This window comes from Ralstonia sp. UNC404CL21Col (assembly GCF_000620465.1).
Lineage (GTDB): Bacteria > Pseudomonadota > Gammaproteobacteria > Burkholderiales > Burkholderiaceae > Ralstonia > Ralstonia flatus.
The window spans coordinates 1004505-1022871 of the sequence record NZ_KK211140.1 but is presented as its reverse complement, the minus strand read 5'-3'; the positions used below and the strand labels follow the sequence as shown (position 1 = coordinate 1022871).

Here is an 18367-nt window from a genome sequence, read left to right as displayed (position 1 = left end):
TCGATCAACGCATCGCGCATGTCGCGCAACGCTCCACGGCCTGCACGAGATACTTGCGCACCATGCGCGTCGACTTGCCAAGCTGCTCGGCAATGCACGCGTGGGATTGCCCTTCGATGTAGCGCAGCCGCACCGCTTCGCGCGCGCTGGGCGAAAGGGTTTCCAGCATCGCGCTCGTGTGCTGCAACGACTGCATCTGCGCCAGGCGCTGCTCGGGCGATGGCGCATGCCCATACTGCGCGGACCGCAACGTCAGTTCATCCAGGCATGCGCATTCAACACGTCGACGACGCGCCCGATCGATCATCAAATGCTTGGCGGTCGTGGTCAGATATGCGCGCGGCTCGCGCAACTCCCCCAACCTGTCCGGCGCGGCCATCACGCGCATGAACGTGTCGTGCAACACGTCCGCCGCTTCCTCCGCACATGCCAGCTTTTTGCCCAGCCAGGCGAGCAGCCAGTCGCTGTACTGCACATAAAGCGCATCAATCGCTGTGTCGATCTCGTGCCGCGGCTCGGACTGAACGGCTGGCATGCAGGCTCCCGGGAATCCACCGGGCGCCCGCGCACAGAAACGCACACATCGCGCCCATACAAATGAGAATCATTCTCATTTTAGGCAACAAAAAACCACGTTTGCAAACGTGGATTGAAAAGGAAGTGCTAAGGATTGCGCCGGGACCAGCGCGAAGGCTTCAAGCTACATCGTCTGGAGACCGGCGCCGCCAAGCCATCAGTGCAACCGCAAGCGCGGCCACTGACAAGCCGATCGCCAGGCCGGTCAACCGCCCTGCGCGACGCGCCTCGTCGGCTTGCTCGCGCGCCTCAATGGCTTGGCGCACGGTTTCCCAGAAGGCCTCGCGGTGCTCGTTCTCGTCAAAGATGGACATGGCGCGCCTCCCCGTTGTGCGTGACTTGCCTTGTCATCGTAGGGAACGTGCGCCAGGTGTGCCACCACGCGTTTCGCGTAGGAGACGGTGGCCCCATCAACTCAGACGGCCGCCGCCGGCTTACCCATTGGACCGGTGTGCGCCCGGGAGGCATCGGCATCACCCTGCCCCAGGTCCATGGCATCGGCGCGTTCGGCGGTGGACAGCTCGTCTGCGCGATAGCCCGTGCGATTGAGCAGTATCAGCGTGCACGCCAGCGATACCAGCGCATACAGCGCCGACGACACCGCCACGCCAACGATGTTGCCGGTACCGTTGAGCATCCACTGGGCGAACACCGGCGTGCCCCCGCCCACCACGAGCGAACACAGCTGATACGCCAACGACAACCCGGTATAGCGAATGCGTGTCGGGAACACGCGCGCCAGAATGCCGCCGATGGCGCCATAGAACATGGAGTGCGGAACCGTTGCCAGGCACATGCCCAACAGTGCAATCCAATACACCTTGGTCTCGATGGCAAAGAACATCACCGGCATGAGCAGGAACTCGGGCAGCACCATCAGGCAGATGGCGCGGCGCATGTCCATGCGCGAGACCAGCCAGGCGCCGAGTGGCTGTGTGATGAACTGCACTACCAGCGCGATCGCGATGATGCCCAGGAAGGTGTCCTGCGCGTAGCCGAGTTCCTTCGTGGCCCAGGCGAGCGCGAAGTTGCTCTTCAGGTACGTCACGTGAATGAGCGGCAGCGTACCGGCACCCAGCAGCACGAGGCCCCAGTGGTCACGCACCACGTCTTTGAGCGGCAGTTTGACCGTCTTTTTCTGCGCCAGCACGCGTTTCATATCGTCGGACTCTTCCAGCTTCAGGCGGATGACCATGCCGACCACGACCAGCAGCGCCGACAGCAGGAACGGCACGCGCCAGCCCCACAGCATGAACTGCGGTGTCGGCAACGCGCTCAGCGCAAAGAACACCAGCGTCGCCAGCAGGTTGCCTGTAGGCGAGCCCTGCTGCGCAAACGCCGAGTACAGGATGCTCTTGCGCTTGGGGGCGCTCTCGCTGGCAATCAGCACCGCGCCGCCCCACTCGCCGCCCACGGCCACACCCTGGACCACGCGCAGCACGACCAACCCCACTGGCGCCCACATGCCAATCTGCGCATAGCCCGGCAGCAGACCAATGCCCATGGTCGCTACGCCCATCAGGATGAGCGTGATGATGAGCGTGGTTTTACGACCGATCTTGTCGCCCAAATGCCCGAAGATGATCCCGCCGATCGGACGCGCCGCAAAGCCGGCCCACAGCGTGACGAACGAGAGCAGCGTGGCGATGCCCGGGTCCAGCGTCTTGGAGAAGAACACCTTGCCGAAGACAAGCGCGGCAGCAAGACCGTAGATGTAGAAGTCGTACCACTCGATGGTGGTGCCGATGAACGCGGCAACCGCGGCGCGCCGCGGCTGCAGGTTTGAAGCTGCGATGGCGCGGGGCGCAGGCTGATGAGGCATGTTGGTCTCCTTGGTGTACTGCCGGTTTGGCGCAGCCTCTGCTGGGCTGTCTGCCTTGTGGTGGTGAACCTGGCTTACGTCATTTCAGAACGCCGGCTTCAAACAAGCGTTGCCGGGTGTCTGCGTCAATGCCGATCGACGCCAGCACGGCATCGGTATCGGCGCCGAGCGCAGGCGGTGCGTTGCGATACGTTGCCGGCGTACGCGACAGCTTGATGGGTGATCCGGTCCCACGGTAGGTCCCAAGCTCGACCACCATCTGCCGGTGCAACGTATGCGGATGGCGCGCCACGACATCGACGGTCAACACCGGCCCGCACGGTACGCCGCCATGGATCAGGTCTTGGGCAAGCGTCTCGCAATCGAAGCGTGCCAGTTGCGCTTCCAGCGCGTGCTTCAGCTCCGCGCGATGTGCGCAGCGGCTGCGGTTGTCGGCAAAGCGCGTGTCTTGGGTCAATTCCGCTGCGCCGATATGCGTGCAAAGCTTGGCGAACTGGCGGTCGTTCCCCACCGCCAGAAAGATCGGCGCGGTGCCAGTCTGGTAGCTGTCGTATGGGGCGATGTTTGGATGCGCATTGCCACTGCGCTGCGGCACCTTGCCGGAGCCGAAGTAATTGGGCAGATGCGGATGCAGCAGCGATACGCCGCAGTCATACAACGCAATGTCGATGGATTGCCCATGCCCGCTCTTTTCACGCTCCGCCAACGCGAGCAAGATGCCGGCCAGCGCGTTGAGCCCGGTCACCATGTCGACGATCGGCAGACCGACGCGCATTGGGCCACCGTCGCGCTCGCCGTTGACGCTCATCAGGCCGGCCATCGCCTGGATGGCGGCATCGTAGCCGGGCAGTCCACCGAGCGGGCCATCCGGGCCGAAACCCGAGACGGCGCAGTGGATCAAGCGCGGGAAGCGCGGTTGCAGGTGGCGCTCGAAATCCATGCCCCAGCGGGCGAGCGTGCCGGGCTTGAAATTCTCGACCAGCACATCGGCGTCTTCCAGCAATTGCCAGAGCACGGCGCGGCCCTCATCACACGTCAAATCGACGGAGATACCGAGCTTGTTGCGATTGACGCCGTTGAAGTACCAGGCGGTATCGCTTTCGTCGAAGGGCGGGCCCCAGGTGCGCGTCTCGTCCCCAACTGGCGGTTCGAGCTTGATGACCTGCGCACCGTGATCGGCAAGCGCCTGCGTGCAATACGGGCCGCCGAGCACCCGGCTCAGGTCGATGACCTTCAGGCCGTGCAATGCCCCGTTGGGTCCACTCATTGCGCGGCTCCAGTTGGCAAGGCTTGCATGGCCAGCGCAAGCGGCACCTCACGCTGCTTGACGAGCGCATCAAACAGCGATGCGTCATCGTTTGTGGGCAGGTCCAGCGGATCCATCGGCAGTAGCTTGTGACGCAGCACCAGATGCGCGAATGCCAAACGCCGATGATCCGGCGCCAAGCGCATGCCCTCCACTGCCATGGAGATGGCCGTGGTGATGTGATACAGCGCCGAGCCGGCCTGACGCACCAGTTCGTCGCTGCCGTCTTCCGCCACTTTGGCGATTGCCCGGCATACGCGATCAAGCGTGCCGCGCAACAACACATCGCTTGGCGATGGCAGGCTGACGCCGTCGAGCAGGCCGATGAGATACGCGCGCAGCGGCTCCAACGCGCCTTCGCGCTTCACGGCGCGCGCGATGTCGAGCGCGACGATGTTGCTCGTGCCCTCCCAGATGGAGCCCAGATGGGCGTCGCGCACAAGGCGCGCATCGCTCCACTCTTCGATGTAGCCGGTGCCGCCCCGCACCTCCATCGCGTCTCCCGTCACGCGGCGCGCATCGCGGCAAGCGCGGAACTTGATGAGCGGCGTCAGGATGCGCACGCATTTGCCGGCTTGCGCGTCGCCCGCATCGGCCAACGGCAGCAGTTGCGCGATCTGCATGAACATCGACCGCGCCTGCTCCGCCGGCAGCAGCATCTTCAGAAGCTGGCGCTGCATCAACGGCATGTCGATCAGCTTGCGGCCAAAGGCTTCCCGGTTGCGCGCGATGTGCAACGCTTCGGTGACGGCGCGACGCATCAGGCCTGCAGCGCGCACGCCGTTCGACAGCCGCGACATGTTGATCATGTCGGCCATCTGATGGAAGCCGCGGCCGATCTCCCCAATCAGGTAAGCGGCGGCGCCCTCAAGCACGATCTCGCCGCTGGCCATCGAACGGGTGCCCAGCTTGTCTTTCAGGCGGACGATACGGTAGTGATTGCGCGCCCCATCGCGCAGCGTCTTGGGCAACAGGAACAGCGCGAGGCCGTTGATGCCGGACGGCGCACCGTCCGGGCGGGCGAGCACCATGGCGAGATCGGCATCGGCGTTCGAGCAGAACCACTTGTCGCCGTACAAGCGCCATGTTTGCGTACCGTCGGGCGCGGTTTCCAGCGCGGCGCGCGTGGCAATGCGGGCGACGTCCGAACCGGCAGCCTGCTCGGTCATGAACATCGCACCCTGGTACAGCACGTCAAAGTCGCGCGACGCCAGCATCGGCAGATAGCGCGCTACGAGTGCCGGGTCGCCGAACTTGCGCAGCGTGCGCGTGAGCGAATCCGTCATGCTGACCGGGCAGCACAAACCGAACTCGGCCTGCACGAACAGATAGGTCAGCGCATATTTGACGAGCGGAGGCGGTGCGTTGCCCACATGGCTCATCGACGCGAGGCCCAGCTCAGCGTAGGCCACGCGCTCCAGCGCAACGTAATCGGGGTGCTTGTCGATGGTCTGCAGGGCTTCGCCACGGCGAGTGCGGTGGCGTAGCTGCGGCGGGTTGTGGTCCGCGCTGATGGCCCAGGCGTCAAGTTCGTCGGAGGCGCGTTGCCCGAGCGACTGGAGCTGAGGCTCCAGCTCGCGGTATCGAGCCTCGCCCAGGTGCAGCCGCAACAGGCGCCCGAGGTCAGGATCGACATGGAAGAAATTGATGCCCCGGCTGTCGGGGATGTTCTGATGGCCGCTCGGCTGGGTCGTAAGCGGCTCGCGGGCGATGTCGTTCATGCGTATGGCCTCGCTGTCTCCTGTTTTGTCCGGCCAGCATAGAAACGGGATCGATAATCGTCCAATACACGTTTTGTCCTGTACGATAATTTGTCTTTATCGTTTACCGAGATTGCCATGGACTTGAAACAGCTGCGCTATTTCGTTGCCGTGGCGGAAGAGCTGCACTTCGGACGTGCGGCGCAACGGCTGTTCATCTCGCAGCCGGCGCTCAGTTTTGATATCCGCAAGTTCGAGGATCAACTCGGCGTGCAACTGCTCGCGCGCACCAACAAAAGCGTGGCGCTCACCAACGCCGGCCAGGTGTTATTGGACGAGGCACGCAAGCTGTTGCAGCAAGCGGCGGAGGTCGAGCGCATTACGCAGCGCTCGGCCCACGGGTTGGCTGGCCGGCTGCGCGTCGGCTTCGTCAACTCGATGCTGTATCGCGGCCTGCCACGCGCGGTGGAGCGCTTCGAGGCCGATCACCCTGCCGTGGAAATCATCCTGCGTGAAATGAACACCGGCGAGCAGGTCCAGGCCATCCAGCGGCAGCAGATTGACTTGGGCTGCGCCTACTGGGGCACGTTCGCGCCGGAAGTCGTTTCCACGCCGATCTTCTCGGAGCCTTTTGTCGCCTGCCTGCCTACGGCGCACCCGTTGGCCCGTCGCAAGAGTCTGAAACTCGATGCGCTCGCACACGAGCCGTTCATCCTCTTCCCGCGCACGGTGTCGCCGCACTATCACGACCTCATCATCGCGCTGTGCGTGGACGCCGGCTTCAGCCCAGTGATCCGTCACGAGGCGCGGCTGTGGCAAACGGTGGTGACGATGGTGGGGTTCGGCATGGGCGTGGCGCTCGTGCCCAAAACACTGCAACACGCCGGCGACGCACGCGTCAGCTTTGTGCCGCTGGCCGGCGACAAAAAAGAATCGCCCGTGCTGTCATTACGACGCTCGGGCGATGCAGAGCCAGTCGCCAGCCGCTTTCTGGAATACCTCGAAGCCGCGGCGCAGGAAAACGTGAAACCTTGAAGGCTTCACTCACAAAGTCTTGCTGAGGAAGACCCGGCTCGTTCCGGGCGGGTCGCACGGCACCTCTCCGAACCGTACCCAGCCGTTGCGTTGGTAAAACTGCGGGGCTTGAAAGCTGATCGTATAGACCACGGCCGAGCGACAACCGCGTCGGCGCCCTTCGTCTTCAAACCTGCGCAACACCTCGGTGCCAATGCCCATACCGCGCAACGTTTCGGGCAGATGGAAGAGATCAAGAAACAGCAGCCCGAGCGATGTACGGCCGCTCGCACCGCCAACGACATCACCACTGTCGGGGTCGCGGACGAGCACTGCTAGCGGTCGGCGGTCACCATAGCCGACGTGCGTATCGTTGAAGTGGTTCAGCCCGTTGCCGATGATCTGAATCGATTCGTCATCGGCGTCGTCGGTCACGATGATTTCTGGAGCCCGCATGCAGACCGTATTGCCTCTATTGCGTGCGGGCCGGCAACACGGCAGGGGTCGTCTGCGCCGGCCGCATGTGCGGCATCATGTTGGTATTCAGGTGGTACATCACCCAAAGCGAACCGCTGAGCGTGATGACGACCAGCACCAACGTGAACATCAGCGACAGCATGTTCCAGCCGCCTTCGGACTTGGCGTTCATGTGCAGGAAAAAAATCATGTGCACCACGATCTGTACCGCGCCGATGAGCAGGATCGTCACCGCGGTGATCGATGATCTGTCAAAGACGTTCGCCATCACCAGCCAGAACGGAATCGCCGTCAGGAAGACGGACAGCACGAAGCCCGTGAGATAACCGCCCAGCGTGGCATGCGGCCCGATCTCTTCTTCGTGATGGTGACCTTCGTGGCCATGACCGTGGCCGTTCATCGTTTGATCTTGCGCGCTCATGGCAGCGTTCCCATCAGGTAGACGAAGGTAAAGACGCCGATCCAGACAACGTCCAGAAAGTGCCAGAACATCGACAGGCACATCAGGCGACGCTTGTTGGCCGTAATCAGACCATGCTTCGACACTTGCACCATCAGCACGATCAGCCAGATCAGGCCAAACGTCACGTGCAGCCCGTGCGTGCCGACCAGTGAGAAGAACGAAGTCAGGAATGCACTGCGCGTCGGCCCGGCACCTTCGTGGATCAGATGCGCGAACTCATAGAGTTCCACCGCAAGGAACGCGGCACCGAAGACCCACGTGATGGCCAGCCAGATCTGCATGGCCGAGACCTTGTTCTGCTGCAGCTGCAGCATCGCGAAGCCGTAGGTGATGGACGACAGCAGCAGGAAGGACGTATTCAATGCCACCAGCGGCAGCTCGAAGATTTCCGCCCCGGTAGGGCCGCCTGCGTATTCGCGGCCCAGCACGCCATAGGCGGCAAACAGGCACGCGAAGACCAGGCAGTCGCTCATCAGGTACAGCCAGAACCCGAGCAGCGTGCCGTTTGGCACGTGCGGCTCTTCGGTGACGTGGAACTGGTAGCCGCCCGGCGGTATGTCGTCCACCGTGGTGGTGCCGCTGGGGCCGGTCACATGCAGGGATGCGGTCGTTTCAGCCATGGCCTGCCATCAGTTGGGTGCGCAATGTTTCGGTCCGGATCACCTCTTCCGCCGGAATGTAGTAGTCGCGCTTGTAGTTGAAGGTGTGAATGATCGCCGCGATGATCGTGGCCGCGAACGACGCGATGGCCAGCCACCAGATATGCCAGATCAGCGCAAAGCCGCACAGCGTCGAGAGCCCCGCCAGGACGATGCCGGCAGCGGTGCCCTTGGGCATATGAATCGGCTTGAAACCTTCCTGCGGGCGCCGGTAGCCGTACTGCTTCATCTGCCACCAGGCGTCGGCGTCATGTACGAGCGGCGTCATGGCGAAGTTGTACTGCGGCGGCGGCGACGAGGTCGACCATTCCAACGTGCGGCCATTCCACGGGTCGCCGGTCGTGTCGCGCAGTTCTTCTCGACGCAGGAAGCTGACCACCAGTTGGACCAGGAAGCAGGCAATGCCGATGGCGATCAGCAAGGCACCCAATGCGGCAATCTGGAACCAGATCTGCAAGGAGGGATCGTCGAAATGGTTCATCCGGCGTGTGACACCCAGCATGCCCAGCCAGTACAACGGCATGAACGCGATGTAGAAGCCGACAAACCAGAACCAGAACGACGCCTTGCCCCACGATGAAACAAGGCGGTACCCAAAGGCTTTGGGAAACCAGTACGTAATGCCGGCCATGAGGCCAAACAGCACGCCGCCGATGATCACGTTGTGGAAGTGCGCGATCAAGAAAAGGCTGTTGTGCAGCGAGAAGTCCGCGGGTGGCACCGCGAGCAGCACGCCCGTCATACCGCCAATAACGAACGTCACCATGAACCCGATCGTCCACAGCATGGGCGGCTCGAAGCGGATCTTCCCGTGGTACATCGTGAACAGCCAGTTGAAGATCTTGGCGCCTGTCGGGATCGAAATGATCATCGTCGTGATCCCGAAGAACGAGTTGACGCTGGCGCCGGAGCCCATGGTGAAGAAGTGATGGAGCCAGACCAGGTAAGACAGCACGGTGATCACGACCGTGGCGTACACCATCGACGCGTAGCCGAACAGGCGCTTGCGGGAGAACGTGGCCACCACTTCCGAGAAGATACCGAACGCGGGCAACACCAGGATATAGACCTCGGGGTGGCCCCAGATCCAGATCAGGTTCACATACATCATCGCGCTGCCGCCCTGCTCGACCGTAAAGAAATGGGTGCCAAGGTAACGGTCCAGGGCGAGCAGCGTCACGGCGGCCGTCAACACCGGAAAGGCGGCAACGATCAGCGTGTTGGTGCACAGCGCCGTCCAGGTGAAGATCGGCATGCGCATCAACGTCATGCCGGGCGCACGCATCTTGACGATGGTGACCAGCAGGTTGATGCCCGATAGCACAGTCCCGACGCCCGCGATCTGTAACGCCCATATGTAGTAATCCACGCCCACATCGGGGCTGGCCAGGATGCCCGACAGCGGCGGATAGGCCAGCCAGCCGGTGCGCGCGAATTCGCCCACAAACAGCGACATCATCACCAGGATGGCGCCGCCCGTGGTCATCCAGAAGCTGAAGTTGTTGAGGAAGGGGAATGCCACGTCGCGGGCGCCAATCTGCAGCGGCATCACAAAGTTCATGAGCCCCGTCACCAGCGGCATGGCGACGAAGAAGATCATGATCACGCCGTGCGCGGTGAAGATCTGGTCGTAGTGGTGCGGCGGCAAGTAACCCAAGTTGTCGCCAAAGGCCACCGCCTGCTGTATCCGCATCATCACGGCGTCGGCAAAACCGCGCAGCAGCATCACGATGCCGAGCACGACGTACATGATGCCGATCTTCTTGTGGTCGATGCTGGTGAACCATTCACGCCAGAGGTAACCCCAGACGCGGAAGTACGTCAGCGCGCCGACCAGCACCAGACCACCCAGCGCGACAACCGCAAACGTGGCGAGCAGGATCGGCTCGTGATACGGAATGGCCTCCCACGTCAGGCGGCCAAAAATGATGTTGGCGAGTTCAGAACGCTCGGGCATGGATGTCACCTGGGCCTGTATTGACCAATTCTGGCCGATCAATGTTGGCGAAAAACATCAACGGGGCGGAAAGCGCTAGAAAGCCGAACGGGCGAGTTCCGGCTTACCGCAACAACCTTCGACCATCGTTGATGGCCGCATCCGGCGCAAACATGGGCATGACATCGACCGTATTGCTGGCGGTACAGATTTCCGCCGACGGGTCGAAGCGCTTCACGTTGCGGTTGCTCGCCATGGTGTCGGCCAGGCAAGCCTGCCCATCCACACAGCGGTTCAGGATGCGGTCGTAAAGGTCTGGCGCCACGCTGGCGTAGCGCTGCACGGGTTCGCTCTCGCTCGGCTTGGCGAGCTTCAGGTAGGTGTCCTTCGACAGCGACGTGCCCGACGACTTGACCTGCTGGACCCACCGGTCGAACTCGTCGTTCGACAGTCCGTGGAATTTGAACCGCATGTGCGAGAAGCCCGCGCCGCTGTAGTTGGAAGAGAGCCCGTCATAGACGCCGGGCCGGTTGATCACCGCATGAAGCTTGGTTTCCATGCCCGGCATCGCATAGACCATGCCCGCCAGGGACGGCACGAAGAACGCGTTCATGACCGTGGTGGCCGTGATCCGGAACGCAATGGGGCGGTCGACCGGGGCGGCCAGCTCGTTGACGGTGGCAATGCCCTGCTCGGGATAGACGAACAGCCACTTCCAGTCCATTGCCACGACTTCGACGGTGAGCGGCTTGGTCTCGGCGGGCACCGGCCGGTCCTGATCCAGCCGCGTCAGCGGCCGGTACGGATCGAGCTGATGGGTGCTGACCCACGTGATGGCACCCAGCGTGATGATGATCAGGAGCGGAGCGGCCCAGATGGCCAGCTCCAGCACGGTGGAATGATCCCAATCGGGGTTGTAGTGCGCGTTTTCAGCGCTTTCCCGATACCGCCACGCAAACAACAGCGTGAGCACGATCACCGGGACGATGATCAGCAACATCAGACATGTCGCGATGATGATCAAGTCCCGCTGTCGCACCGCCATGTCGCCAGCCGGCGACAACAGCACGGCGTGGCTACAACCTGTAAGGGTCACCAACAAGGCAATTGCTGCACCTCGCCAAAGCGACCTTCCCGTAATTCCAAGGGGTGTCACTACTGCATTGAAGCGTGGCATGGGTCTCGGAAGTGGCGTTTGGTTAACGTCGCGCTGGGATGGCCCAACGATCTTTCGACTTGTCGTTGCAGTTTAGGCGCTATTCTGGTCTTGTGATGACGGACTTTTTGATTGCCGTACGACATCCCCTCCCCCGAATCCCGATGGAGACTCCACGATGGCAAGTCTGACCCACCAGCATCGCGCGTCGCCCACTGCACCGCCCGCCCCAGGACACCATGAAGTTGCCCCGGCCGAGATCGCCATAGGCGTCGTGATCGGGCGAGCGTCGGAGTATTTCGACTTTTTCGTCTACGGCATCGCCTCGGTGCTGGTTTTCCCTGCAGTCTACTTTCCGTTTGCCAGTGAACTGGCCGGGCTGCTGTTCAGTTTCACGGTCTTCTCCTTCGCGTTTATCGGCCGCCCGTTCGGCACGGCGCTGTTCATGCGCATCCAGCGCCGATGGGGGCGCAGTACCAAACTGACGGCATCCTTGTTCCTGCTTGGCACGGCCACGGTGGGCATTGCGTTCTTGCCCTCGTACGCATCGATCGGCCATTCGGCCATCTATTTGCTGGCGCTCTTCCGCTTCATGCAGGGCATCGCGTTTGGCGGCTCATGGGATGGCCTGCCCTCCTTGCTGGCGCTGAACTCGCCTGAAAATAAGCGCGGCTGGTACGCCATGGTCGGGCAGCTGGGCGCCCCCACCGGTTTCATCATCGCCGGGGCGCTGTTCCTGTTCCTCTATACCAGCCTGACGTTTCAGGAATTCATTGATTGGGGGTGGCGTTATCCGTTTTACGTCGCCTTCGCCATCAACGTGGTGGCGCTCTTTGCGCGGCTGCGGCTGGTGGTCACCCACGAATACACGCAGTTGCTTGAGGAAGAACAGCTGGAACCGATCAGCACCCTGCAGATGGTGAACGCGCAAGGGTTCAACATCTTCTTGGGCGCCTTTGCCGCGCTGGCCAGCTATGCGCTGTTCCACTTGGTCACTGTGTTTCCGCTGTCGTGGGTGTCGCTGCGCAAGACGCAAAGTGTGCCCGCCGTGCTGACCGTCCAGATCATCGGCGCAGCAATCGCGTTTGTGGGTACGCTGGTTTCCGGCCTGATTGCAGACCGTTTTGGTCGACGCACCACGTTGGCGGCAATGGCCGTGCTGATCGGCCTCTTCAGCCTGGCGGCGCCCTGGCTGCTCGATGGCGGCGTCGCGGGCCAGGACGCCTTCATCCTGGTCGGCTTCGGCCTGCTCGGGTTGTCCTACGGTCAGGCGGCCGGCGTGGTGACCTCTAACTTCGAGAGCCGATTCCGCTATACGGGTGCAGCCCTGACAACCGATTTTGGCTGGTTGTTCGGTGCAGCATTCGCGCCGCTCGTGGCGCTAGGTTTGTCTTCGTTGTTCGGGCTCGGCGCGGTGAGCCTGTATCTGCTGTCAGGTGTGGTCGGGACGCTGGTGGCGCTGCGGATCAATAAAGCGCTCGGAACGCCGGACGCGTAGCGCAACTGCTCGGCACCGTCGAATACGGCGTCCTCATGCTGCGTCGCCACGCCCGACGCGCATTGGCGACGCCGTAGGCACGCGGCCTGCTACCACTCGCAGTGCGCAAAAGCGCATTTTCAAAGGAGCAGACCATGAACAAGGATCAAGTGAAGGGTACTGTCGAGAAAATGAAGGGCAAGGTCAACGAGGCCGTAGGCAAAGCAACGAACAACCCTGCGCGTGAGCTGAAGGGCGACCTCCAGCAGGCCGGCGGCCAAGCTCGCAAGGATGCGGGAGACGTCAAGGAAGCAGCGAAGGACATTGCAAAGAAGTCCCGCTGACGGGCGTGCGCATGGGCGCGGCGCGCTAGCGTCCATCCCATGTGGGCAGCCGACAAAAAGGGCGACCGGGTGGTCGCCTTTTTTGTTTGCTCAAAAGCTGGCAGATCGGCTGCCGAGCGGGCCTCGGTTTCGGATGACCTCGGAGCCTCCAGCAAGGTGGGTCCCAGATGGAGGTGTGGGCGACTGGAGAACGGCGGGCGTCTGCTAGGCCGCCGCCGTCATCAACGACAGAAAGAAGTCAAACCGAGCGAAAAGCCGGACGCGGGAAAACGGCTGAATCTTCAATGATTTGAAAATTCAAGTCGTTGATCTTCAAGGGAGTTTTGGTGCGAGGGAGGGGACCCAAGATGCTTGGAATATCAAGCGCTTCCACCACTCAAGGGGAATCAGTGGGTAAATCCCCAACACACGTCCCTCTTGCCCCGTCGATAGGCATTGGTATCGACGCAACGCCTCAACGCCGCTGACACGACATGCCCACTACGCGTCTTGGCCTCCCATCGGAAAAAGGTAATCCCGGTAACCCCTCAAGCCGTTTCGCCTGCAAACCGTTGTGGGACAAGGCTTTGCAGGTCATCAAACAAAGGTAATTTATTGGTAACCTATCGGTAATCTCATTACCTTTGTAGAGAGTCACTTCTCGCCTTGCGCGGACCTATAAGAATCAAGGACTTACGAGGGGATTACCTTTTCGATTACCGAACATTACCTTCTAGAGGTAATCCGAAAAGCGGTTATAAATCAAAGAGATGCGTTGCTTTTGGGATGGGATTACGGAAATTACCTTTTTCCGACCCAGGTCCCCGCATAACCCCTAAACCAAGGGGAAAGGCTGCACTTGCAGGTCAAGGCCCCCCTCTGGGCCATGCCCAGAAGCATGTGGGGCTTTGAAGCGCTGCTGCTCTGCGACGGCTCTCAAGAAGTCAGGCATGTGCACCCCAAGCGTCAGGTAGGCAAAGATGCTTGGCAGAACGCCTCTAAGATGGATTCGGTCGTCGACCATGACAGGTGCAAACGGCATGTCTCCAAAGCGACTCCCAGGGTGCACCGTCTGCACACGCTGATCGTAAAACGACTCGAAATACTTGAATTCCGCACCACTGTGTATGTCGAGCAACTTATCGAACGTCTGGTACAGCCAGCTCCCGGCGTCCTTTGCTGACGGGTTGGGGTTTCCGGTTTCTCTGAGATGTCGCAGCACCATTTGGAAGGAAGCCTCCAGGGCGATAAAAGTTGCAATCGTCCCTTCCTCCTGGAATTCATAATGATGTCCAAGCATGTCGGACTTGATTAGCGCCTGGATTCCGCGCATTAAGAGATGGTCTTCAATGGAGACCTTCTCCCAGAGCTTTGGCAGAACATCGAGTTCTAACTCCTCGCGGTCAAAGAGGTAGAACTCATTGCCTCGACACTCCTTCCACCGGTCATGTACATGCTTCGGCCACAAGCGATTGTCCACCGTCCGCAGTAGTGCCTTTTTTATTGCCCGGGCGGCACTGGGAGTGAATTGAACTATTTCTTCGTTCAGGATGAACGCCGTATGGGGTACGACATAGAATCTGCAGCGCATCCCTTCGTCAAAGCGTTCGGCCATCATCATGGCACCAAGCAGTCGCACTAGGTTCGGGTGCATCCAGTCAACTTCACTGTATGGAAGGTCATCAAACGTTCCCATCCATGTTGACCCATATGTCACGGCGAAAACGATCTCTTCGTCCGCGTAGAACATTGCCTCTGGGAAGCAAAAGATGCCGCGAGGATAGAGCCCCAGAGGTCGAAATAGAGTCACACGGTATCGCGTTGCCTTAAAGTCGGCAGGGTCGTACCGGCGCTTCAGCTTGATGTATTTCATATTGGGACTCTGAAAACGATGTGCGCTGAAGCAAGATAGTACTGCGCTGACATAGGTCCTCCTGACCGAAGTCATCAGATCTAGTGACATCCAGCCTTCAAGCCTCGTCGCACAGTTGATAGCAGGAGCCTGTCAACGGCAGCAGACCGTGATGTATCGACTTCGGGTCTCATTCTGCGGCCGGCGACAGCCGACTTGAGTAGCCAGTTGGGTCCAGGTCTGTCGGCGCAACGGCGGCTCCTATAGCGCATAGGCCAATTGCATAAATCCGCACGCGATGGCGACGCTGTACGCGGCCAGCCGCGCCCTGCTGCAGGGCTGGTGCAGGCGTTGATTCACCTGCATAAAAACGACTCAATGAAGCGCGCAGGTGAGGCGGGGTCCCAACGGCGCGCGCCGGGTCGCGACGCCCGCCTCCTCCGCTGTGACACCAGAACCCTTCCGGCCTGCGCAGAGCGCGCGTAGCGGCACATTCACCACTGGGGATGACGCCTAGGCAGCCTGTGCACATAGAAGCGCTCCTACCGCCTGCTAGGTGCCTCTCCGTCCACGTCTGCATTGTCTACATTGACTCGTAGGATCGCGCCTCAGATACTGTACATCCATACAGTATTTTGCAATCATGGCAACGCCCTCTCCGTCCCACTTCCGCCACCGCTATCGCTACCTCGAAGCGGGGAAAAAGAACTGGAAATCCACTCGCCACCACATGAGCGAGGAAGATGCCGCAAAGTTTTTTGCGCCTGGACCTGGGCGCTATCGCGTTGTGGAGAAATGGGAGCCCATCGAGCAATCGCGGATGGAGATTTCCGACACGCCGCCAGAAATCGGACCGGGTGTTGGCGGTGGCCGGCGCAAAGAACCGCCTCGGCTCACGGTCGACGAGATCAAAGAAATTTGGGGCCGGAACCGAACACCGGATGTGCATCGGCTTATCTGGGAGATATGGTATCTACGGCAAGAGGTTCATTTGGCTCGCTACGTCGCGACGGTGGTTGAGGTGACTGGCATCGAAAGACCATTCCAATTCCGTCTCGCGGTCTTGCTGGATTCGCTACGGCAACACCCTTCGCCCAACGTGCCGCCACTAAAATGGTTTCCCGATGAGGAAGCCGCGTTAGAGCGAATTGCCAAAGCTCGGCGCTGATCTATGATGGCCCAGTCTATGGGAGCCGCCAATGTGCTACTCCGCCCAGATCGAAGCCGACTATCGACGGTTCGTACACGAGTACGGTGCCATCATGTCGCTCGACGATTTCACGCGGATGGTGATGGAGTACTTCGCCAACCCGAAGATGCGCGTGCCCAGGGCGATGACCGTGCACTTCCTCGAATCGCCCGAGACTGACGAAGAAAAGAAGATCGCCGAGGTCATCCGCGCGCGCATGGCCGCAGACGAGATCGCTCTGCTGCAAGAGCTGGCCAGGCAAACCGAACGGCTGGAGAAAGCCCAACAGAGCCTCGCCGCCAAGGCCACCAAGAAGGCCGCTGAAGACGTCCGCATCGCCACCAACAAGATCGCGGCGGCCAAAGGCAAACTCGAAGAACTCAAGAGCACCGAGCTCAAGCCGCGCGACTCGCGCATCTACCCCGGCTGGTACGCGCCCGTGATGGTCATGGAGAACGGCCGGCGCGTCGTCAAACCGATGCGCTACCAGTGCCGCCCCGCCGGCAAGCCCGCCTTCTACGACGAACAGTACCCCGGCACCTACAACGCCCGCCGCGACAACCTGCGCGGCTTCTGGAAAGGCCAATACGGCCACACGCACGGCCTAGTCCTGGTCGACGCGTTCTATGAGAACGTGACCGGGCCAGACGGCAAAAACGTCATCCTCGAATTCCGCCCCGACCCGCCGCAGACGCTGCTCGTCGCCTGCGTGTGGTCACACTGGCGCGCGACCAAGCCCGGCGAGAAGGATCTGCTGTCGTTCGCCATCATCACCGACGATCCGCCGCCGGAGATTGCCGAGGCCGGGCACGATCGCTGCCCGATTCCGATCAAGCCGGAGAACATTGATGCGTGGTTGAACCCAGGGCCGCGCGACCTCGATGCGATAGACGCGATTCTTGAGGACAAGCTGCGGCCGTATTACACACACCGGCTTGCGACTTGACGCTTGTTTTGACCTGAAGCCGGCCCGGGGAAGCAACGGGCGCACGAAGCACGAAACCCGGGGGCTACAATCATTCACAGATAAACGTTGATCGAAATGCGGAGGGAGTGAGAGATGAGCGAATCCGATAAGTCCATCGTTTTCGTATTTGGGACTTTGAAGGAGGGATTCCCCAACTTCGCGACAAATCGGGGCCAGCGCATTCCCGGAGAGTATCGAACGGTGCAACGGTACCCCTTGTACTTGGTTGGAGATCGTCACTCCCCGTGGATGATCGACACTCCCGGGCAAGGTGAACACATTACGGGTCAGCTGTTCATCGTCGACGGCCAAGTGCTAGCTGACATGGACAGGCTGGAGAGGATCAGCGCGGCAGATGGCTATCGACGCCGGGAGATAGACGTGACGCCAGCTCAAAGCGCAGGGGCCAACGATTTCACCCGCGCTTTTGTATACGTCAAACCGCACGATCAACTGTTGTCAGCTTTGATTCGCAAGGGCCCTCTGCCGAGCTATGAGCTCGAGCACGCTGCGCTCTATCGGCCTCGCTGACCCATGGCCGAAGAACTGGCAGATGCGCAGCAGCATATCCTTCCGCCTTCGGCGACACACGCTCCCCCTGAACACTCGAAATGCTGGCCCGCCACAAAGCAATCCTAGACCTGTCTCTGCTGTTCCTTTTTTTGCTGTCGGTCTACCCGGCGTTCTTTCTTGCCCGCGATTGCTACGCGCCGTCCCTATTTCCGAGGGTCTATATCGCCTTGGCTGGAGGGGTAATTGTGGCAACGCTGTTTGCCATACTTGATTTTCCAACATCGGACACCTCGTCCAGACGCAGAATCGGGCCGGTGGAGCAATTTGTTTTCTTTGCGCTGTACGGGGCCTTCACGACGTGGACATGGGCGACAGCACTGCCGCGTTTCACCGCAGATCGCGTGGTCAGCGCCCAAACGGAATTTACTAGGGTACGAGGGGCGAAAAGCTGCCACTGGGCGCTCCAGTTTGTCGATCCGGGCGGTGCCGGAACTATCCAGACCTGCGCATCGCTCTGGAAACTCGACGCCTTACCGGAACGCGGCACGATCAGCGTTACCGAAAAGGTCAGCACGCTTGGTGTCTATCTCGTAAAGATCGAATTCGTCTCTCCGCAGGCTCAGAACGAACGTCAATAAGCCATCCGGAGATGGTCCTCATTTGACGTGCGATATCTTTTCAGGACGAAGCTGGCAACAACGGAAAAGCAATAGGATCGAAAGGGCCACGACCAATTGCGTAAGCTGGTCGCGGCCGAAGCGGACTACCCTCCTAAGAGTCGATTGAGCATCGGTGTCGCCGCCTTCAACACCGCAGCAATTCCAAAGCAGACCTGCGCCAATACCAGTGCTTTGGCGGTCCACCCCTTCCGACACCGGTTTACTTGCAACTCCTCTTTGCTATCCTTGTCCATAGCCTCCTCTTGAACCGACAAGTG

General features: G+C 60.9%; 18 protein-coding genes. 7 read left to right on the top strand and 11 right to left on the bottom strand.

Annotated elements, in window-relative coordinates:
- Positions 1-4: 4 nt before the first annotated feature.
- The 5 genes from N511_RS0122845 to N511_RS0122825 all read right to left on the bottom strand — a co-directional run bounded on the left by N511_RS0122845 (position 5) and on the right by N511_RS0122825 (position 5425).
- Entirely contained in the window at positions 5-535 is a 531-nt protein-coding gene (locus N511_RS0122845) for a sigma-70 family RNA polymerase sigma factor (protein ID WP_027681377.1), read from the bottom strand.
- A 160-nt stretch (positions 536-695) separates the two neighbouring features.
- Complete coding sequence (locus N511_RS0122840; protein WP_027681376.1) at positions 696-890, bottom strand: hypothetical protein; 195 nt, start codon at positions 888-890, stop codon at positions 696-698.
- Between the two features lie 101 nt (positions 891-991).
- On the bottom strand, positions 992-2398 hold the full coding sequence (locus N511_RS0122835; RefSeq protein ID WP_027681375.1) for an MFS transporter: 1407 nt from the start codon (positions 2396-2398) through the stop codon (positions 992-994).
- 79 nt (positions 2399-2477) lie between these two features.
- Positions 2478-3665 carry a CaiB/BaiF CoA transferase family protein gene (locus tag N511_RS0122830; RefSeq protein ID WP_027681374.1) on the bottom strand — a complete coding sequence of 396 codons (1188 nt, stop codon included), beginning with the start codon at positions 3663-3665 and terminating at the stop codon, positions 2478-2480.
- Positions 3662-5425, bottom strand: coding sequence for an acyl-CoA dehydrogenase family protein (locus N511_RS0122825; RefSeq protein WP_027681373.1), 1764 nt, complete (start codon positions 5423-5425; stop codon positions 3662-3664). The genes N511_RS0122830 and N511_RS0122825 overlap by 4 nt, the downstream gene beginning before the upstream one ends.
- 117 nt (positions 5426-5542) lie before the next feature.
- Between N511_RS0122825 and N511_RS0122820 the strand changes: the two genes are divergently transcribed.
- The gene (locus tag N511_RS0122820) at positions 5543-6439 is read left to right on the top strand and encodes a LysR family transcriptional regulator (protein WP_027681372.1); all 897 of its coding nucleotides are present in this window, start codon (positions 5543-5545) and stop codon (positions 6437-6439) included.
- Between the two features lie 9 nt (positions 6440-6448).
- Here N511_RS0122820 and N511_RS0122815 read toward each other — a convergent pair whose 3' ends face one another.
- From N511_RS0122815 to cyoA, 5 genes are all read right to left on the bottom strand, one after another.
- A complete protein-coding gene (locus N511_RS0122815; protein ID WP_027681371.1) occupies positions 6449-6874 on the bottom strand; it encodes a GNAT family N-acetyltransferase in 426 nt (141 codons plus the stop codon).
- Between the two features lie 16 nt (positions 6875-6890).
- On the bottom strand, positions 6891-7316 hold the full coding sequence (gene cyoD, locus N511_RS0122810) for a cytochrome o ubiquinol oxidase subunit IV (RefSeq protein WP_027681370.1): 426 nt from the start codon (positions 7314-7316) through the stop codon (positions 6891-6893).
- Positions 7313-7978, bottom strand: coding sequence for a cytochrome o ubiquinol oxidase subunit III (gene cyoC / locus N511_RS0122805; protein ID WP_027681369.1), 666 nt, complete (start codon positions 7976-7978; stop codon positions 7313-7315). Before cyoC ends, cyoD begins: the two co-directional genes overlap by 4 nt.
- A complete protein-coding gene (gene cyoB, locus N511_RS0122800) occupies positions 7971-9974 on the bottom strand; it encodes a cytochrome o ubiquinol oxidase subunit I (RefSeq protein WP_027681368.1) in 2004 nt (667 codons plus the stop codon). The genes cyoC and cyoB overlap by 8 nt, the downstream gene beginning before the upstream one ends.
- Positions 9975-10077: 103 nt before the next feature.
- Positions 10078-11130, bottom strand: a complete 1053-nt coding sequence (gene cyoA, locus N511_RS0122795; protein ID WP_027681367.1) for a ubiquinol oxidase subunit II — start codon at positions 11128-11130, stop codon at positions 10078-10080.
- A gap of 157 nt (positions 11131-11287) precedes the next feature.
- Here cyoA and N511_RS0122790 point away from each other — a divergent pair, with 157 nt between their 5' ends.
- Both N511_RS0122790 and N511_RS0122785 read left to right on the top strand, forming a co-directional pair.
- A complete protein-coding gene (locus N511_RS0122790; protein WP_027681366.1) occupies positions 11288-12607 on the top strand; it encodes an MFS transporter in 1320 nt (439 codons plus the stop codon).
- A gap of 134 nt (positions 12608-12741) precedes the next feature.
- The gene (locus tag N511_RS0122785; RefSeq protein WP_027681365.1) at positions 12742-12930 is read left to right on the top strand and encodes a CsbD family protein; all 189 of its coding nucleotides are present in this window, start codon (positions 12742-12744) and stop codon (positions 12928-12930) included.
- Positions 12931-13744: 814 nt separating this feature from the next.
- Here the strand turns inward: N511_RS0122785 and N511_RS0122780 are convergent.
- Positions 13745-14782, bottom strand: coding sequence for a hypothetical protein (locus tag N511_RS0122780; RefSeq protein WP_027681364.1), 1038 nt, complete (start codon positions 14780-14782; stop codon positions 13745-13747).
- 622 nt (positions 14783-15404) lie between these two features.
- Here N511_RS0122780 and N511_RS25325 point away from each other — a divergent pair.
- From N511_RS25325 to N511_RS0122765, 4 genes are all read left to right on the top strand, one after another.
- Positions 15405-15929: a hypothetical protein gene (locus tag N511_RS25325; RefSeq protein WP_155954093.1), complete on the top strand. Its 525-nt coding sequence runs from the start codon at positions 15405-15407 to the stop codon at positions 15927-15929.
- Positions 15930-15960: 31 nt separating this feature from the next.
- Positions 15961-16896, top strand: a complete 936-nt coding sequence (locus N511_RS0122775) for an SOS response-associated peptidase family protein (RefSeq protein WP_027681363.1) — start codon at positions 15961-15963, stop codon at positions 16894-16896.
- Between the two features lie 114 nt (positions 16897-17010).
- Positions 17011-17448 (top strand): gamma-glutamylcyclotransferase family protein, encoded by a 438-nt coding sequence (locus N511_RS0122770; protein ID WP_027681362.1) that lies wholly within the window; start codon positions 17011-17013, stop codon positions 17446-17448.
- A gap of 80 nt (positions 17449-17528) precedes the next feature.
- The gene (locus N511_RS0122765; RefSeq protein WP_027681361.1) at positions 17529-18068 is read left to right on the top strand and encodes a hypothetical protein; all 540 of its coding nucleotides are present in this window, start codon (positions 17529-17531) and stop codon (positions 18066-18068) included.
- Positions 18069-18367 lie beyond the last annotated feature (299 nt).